This window comes from Cereibacter johrii (genome assembly GCF_001720585.1).
GTDB lineage: Bacteria > Pseudomonadota > Alphaproteobacteria > Rhodobacterales > Rhodobacteraceae > Cereibacter_A > Cereibacter_A johrii.
Map to the genome: position 1 here is coordinate 1 of NZ_MABH01000007.1, position 4,002 is coordinate 4,002.

The 4,002-nt window shown below is 72.6% G+C and carries 4 protein-coding genes; all 4 read right to left on the minus strand.

Going from position 1 to position 4,002, the window contains the following annotated elements; genetic code table 11:
* On the minus strand, positions 1–723 hold a 723-nt coding region (locus tag A9O63_RS00170; protein WP_069330109.1), incomplete at its 3' end, for a PfkB family carbohydrate kinase.
* Positions 724–748: 25 nt separating this feature from the next.
* Positions 749–1,618 (minus strand): aldolase, encoded by an 870-nt coding sequence (locus A9O63_RS00175; protein ID WP_069330110.1) that lies wholly within the window; start codon positions 1,616–1,618, stop codon positions 749–751.
* Between the two features lie 29 nt (positions 1,619–1,647).
* Entirely contained in the window at positions 1,648–2,703 is a 1,056-nt protein-coding gene (locus A9O63_RS00180) for a tartrate dehydrogenase (protein WP_069330111.1), read from the minus strand.
* On the minus strand, positions 2,700–4,002 hold a 1,303-nt coding region (locus A9O63_RS00185), incomplete at its 5' end, for an NAD-dependent succinate-semialdehyde dehydrogenase (protein ID WP_069330112.1). The genes A9O63_RS00180 and A9O63_RS00185, both read right to left, overlap by 4 nt.

Sequence of the window (4,002 nt, forward strand, 5' to 3'; positions counted from 1 at the left end):
CGTCTCGACCGCCCGGACCGGGAAGGCGGGCAGGGAGAGGATGCCGCCCTGCGCGCCCAGAAAGCGCAGGCCCGCCTCGCCCAGCGTCACCGCCACGAAGGGCGCGTCGGCCGCGGCGCGGCGCAGCCCCTCGTCGGGGTCGGAGGTGCCGTAGATCTCGGCCAGCCCCGGTTCCGAGAAGATCGCATGCGAGGCGGCCTGCACCGCCTCGCGGCTGCGGGGATCGGCGCCCGCATCGGCATCGAGCACCGCCGGAAGGCCTGCGGCGCGCGCGGCGGTGAAGGCGGCCACCGCCCCGTCGATCCAGCGGTTGTCGGCCAGCACCGCATCGAGCCCGCCCACCGCCCTGAGCGGCAGCCAGGAGGCATCGGGGTCGAGCCCGTCCGAGCGGTAGAGCACGATGGCGCGCCTGCCCTCGGCATCCGAGAGGACGAGCGAATGGGACGAGACCGCCCCCTCCACCACGCGCGTCTCGTCGGTGGCCACGCCTTCGGCCGCGAGCCCCGCCAGCACGCCCGCGCCGATGGCATCGTCGCCCACGCGGCCCCACCAGCGGGCCTGCCCGCCCAGCCGGGCGATCGCCACCGCGGCATTGCCCGCCATCCCGCCGCCGAACTCGCGGTAGGAGGAGGCGCGGGACTTGCCGTCGGTGCCGGGCAGCGCCGCGACCTCGTAGACCCGATCCAGCACCGCCCCGCCGACGCAGGCCACCCGAACGTTCATCGCGCTCTCCTTCCGCCGCGGGCCGTCAGCCGACCGCCCGGTCCACCGTCTCGCACAGCCGCTTCAGCCGGTCCACAGCGGTGGTGCGCAGCGCCTCGGCCATGTCGGGGGCGCCGATGGTCTCTTTCCAGACCGCGCGTCCGGCGAGGAAGCCCTGCGCGCCCTCGCGGCAGGCCCATTCGACGGCCGTGGGGAAGCGGTCCGGCGCCACGCCCGAGGAGAGCACCACCCACGGCGAGGCGATGGCGTCGGTGAGTTCCGCGCAGCGGCGGCGCACCTCGGCCTCGTCGCCCACGGCATGGAGCGGCACCTCGGCCTTGTAGATGTCCTGACCCCGGTTGCCGAGCTCGCGCGCGGCGGCGAGGATGCCGTCATGCAGATCGTGCGGCCGCCCGTCGAGCGGCTTGCGCGACACGGGCTCGATCAGCGAGATGAGCCCCGCGCGGCGGCAGCGGGCCACGAATTCGTCGACCAGCGCGATCCGCTTCTCGGGGTTGCCGTCCGGGCGCCAGACCACGAGCAGCTTCAGCGCCTGCGCGCCCTGCGCCTTCATTTCTTCCGGCACCACCAGATCGTCGAGGACCGCATCGGCCACGATCTCGTCGGCGCTGGCGTGGAATTCGTCGGCGGCGGCGATCAGGCCGCAGCCCTTCGCCACCACGCCCGCCTCGAGCGCGGGCTGCCAAGCGAAGGGCCGGTCGATCAGCACGGCCGAGGCGTGGGGGGTCAGATGGCGCAGCGCCTCGAGCTTGAAATCGACGAGCTGGCGGTCGCTGACGGGCTCGGCCTGGGTGTCGGCGAACATGGCGCGCATCGACTCGCGCTGGTCGATGGCGAGCATGGCGAAGGCGCCCGAGGGACGCTGAAGGGCCGAGAGATCCGGGGTGGAGGCCATGGGGAGAGATCCTTTCGAGGGGAAGGGGGTCAGGACAGGCGGTCGGCCACGGCGCGCGCGACGTCGGTCGTGCGGGACTGGCCGCCCTGATCGGGTGTGCGCAGGCGGCCTTCGGCGGTGACGGCCGAGAGCGCGGCGAGAAGCGACCGGCCGGCCGCCTCCTCGCCCAGATGGTCGAGCATGAGGGCCGCGGACCAGAGCGTGGCCACCGGGTTCGCGATGCCCCGGCCCGCGATGTCGGGGGCCGAACCGTGGACCGGCTCGAACATCGAGGGCTGGCTGCGGTCGGGGTTGATGTTGGCCGAGGGCGCGAAGCCGAGCCCCCCTTGGATCGCGGCGCCGAGGTCGGTCAGGATGTCGCCGAAGAGGTTCGAGGCCACCACCACGTCGAGCGTCTCGGGCGCCATCACCATCCGCGCCGCGATGGCGTCGATATGATAGCGGGAGACGGTCACGTCGGGGTAATCGGCCGCGACCTCCTCGGTCACCTCGTCCCAGAAGACCATGGAATATTTCTGCGCGTTCGATTTGGTGACCGAGGCGAGCCGCCCCGAGCGCCGCCGCGCCTGTTCGAAGCCGAAGCGCAGGATGCGCTCGACGCCGCGGCGGGTGAAGATCGAGGTCTCGACCGCCACTTCGGCCGGGGTGCCCACATGGATCCGCCCGCCCGCGCCGGAATATTCGCCCTCGGTATTCTCGCGGATGCAGAGGATGTCGAAGGCCTCGGACTTGAGCGGGCCGGTGGCGCCGGGCAGGAGCCTGTGCGGGCGCATGTTGGCGAACTGGTCGAAGGACTTGCGGATCGGCAGCAGAAGCCCGTGGAGCGAGACCGAATCCGGCACGCGGGCGGGCCAGCCCACGGCGCCGAGAAGGATCGCCGCATGGGGGCGCAGCTGGTCGATCCCGTCCTCGGGCATCATGCGGCCCGTGGCGAGGTAGCGGTCGCAGGACCAGTCGAAGCGGGTCATGTCGAGCGCGAAACCGTGGAGGCTCGCCGCCTTCTCCAGCACCTCGAGGCTCGCGTCGATCACCTCGGGGCCGATCCCGTCGCCGGGGATGAGGGCTACGGCGTGGCGGCGGGTCATCGGCCGAGCCCTCCCATCGCGGTATATTTCAGCGTCAGGTAATCCTGCATCCCGTGGTGCGAGCCTTCCGAGCCGAAGCCCGACTCCTTCACCCCGCCGAAGGGGGCGACCTCGGTCGTGACCAGCCCCTCGTTCACGCCGACGATGCCGTAATCGAGCGCCTCGGAGACGCGGAAGGCGCGGCCGAGATCGCGGGTGTAGAAGTAGCAGGCGAGGCCGTAGTCGGTCGCGTTGGCGCGCCGGATCGCCTCTTCCTCGGTCTCGAAGCGGAAGACCGGGGCCACCGGGCCGAAGATCTCCTCGCGGGCGAAGGTCATGGCGTCGGTCGCATCGGCGATGACCGTGGGCTCGTAGAAGCCCGCGCCGGCCGCGTGCCGCCGCCCGCCGGTGACGATGCGGCCGCCTTTGGCTTGGGCGTCGGCCACCATCTCCTCGGTCTTGGCCACCGCGGCCGCGTCGATCAGCGGGCCGATCTCGGAGCCGCCCTGCGCGCCCGGGCCCACCTTCAGCGCGGCGGTGGCCGCGGCCAGCCGCTCGACGAATTCATCGTGGATGCCGGCCTGCGCGTAGAAGCGGTTGGTGCAGACGCAGGTCTGGCCCGCGTTGCGGAACTTGGCGGCGATGGCGCCCTCGACGGCGCGGTCGAGATCGGCATCGTCGAAGACGAGGAAGGGCGCGTTGCCGCCCAGTTCCATCGACATCTTCTTCACCGTGCCCGCGGCCTGCGCGAGCAGCACCTTGCCCACGGGGGTGGAGCCGGTGAAGGTGATCTTGCGCACCGTGGGGTTGGCGGTGAGCTCGCCCCCGATGGCGCGGGCCGAGCCCGTGACGATGTTCAGCACACCCGCGGGCAGGCCCGCCATCTCGCCCAGCACGCCCCAGGCGAGGCCCGAGAAGGGCGTCTGGCTGGCGGGCTTGGCCACGACGGTGCAGCCTGCGGCCAGCGCGGGGCCGATCTTGCGGGCGAGCATCGAGGAGGGGAAGTTCCAGGGCGTGATCGCCGCCACCACGCCCACCGGCTGGCGGGGGACGAGAAGCCGCCGGTCGGGCCAGGGCGAGGGGATCACCTCGCCATAGACGCGGCGGGCCTCTTCGGCGAACCACTGGATGTAGGCGGCGCTCATGCCGACCTCGCCGCGCGCCTCGGCCAAGGGCTTGCCCTGTTCCTCGGTCAGAAGCTCGGCCAGCGCCTCGCGGTGATCGAGGATCGCCTGGGCGAGCCTCCGCAGATGGGTCGCGCGCTCGGCCGCGGTGAGGGCGCGCCAGGGGCCGAAGGCCGCTTCGGCGGCGGCCACCGCG

Bases quoted from the DNA above. Each gene is read 5' to 3' on its own strand.
- A9O63_RS00175 (WP_069330110.1), bottom strand. From the start codon at position 1,618: ATGGCCTCCACCCCGGATCTCTCGGCCCTTCAGCGTCCCTCGGGCGCC.
- A9O63_RS00180 (WP_069330111.1), bottom strand. From the start codon at position 2,703: ATGACCCGCCGCCACGCCGTAGCCCTCATCCCCGGCGACGGGATCGGC.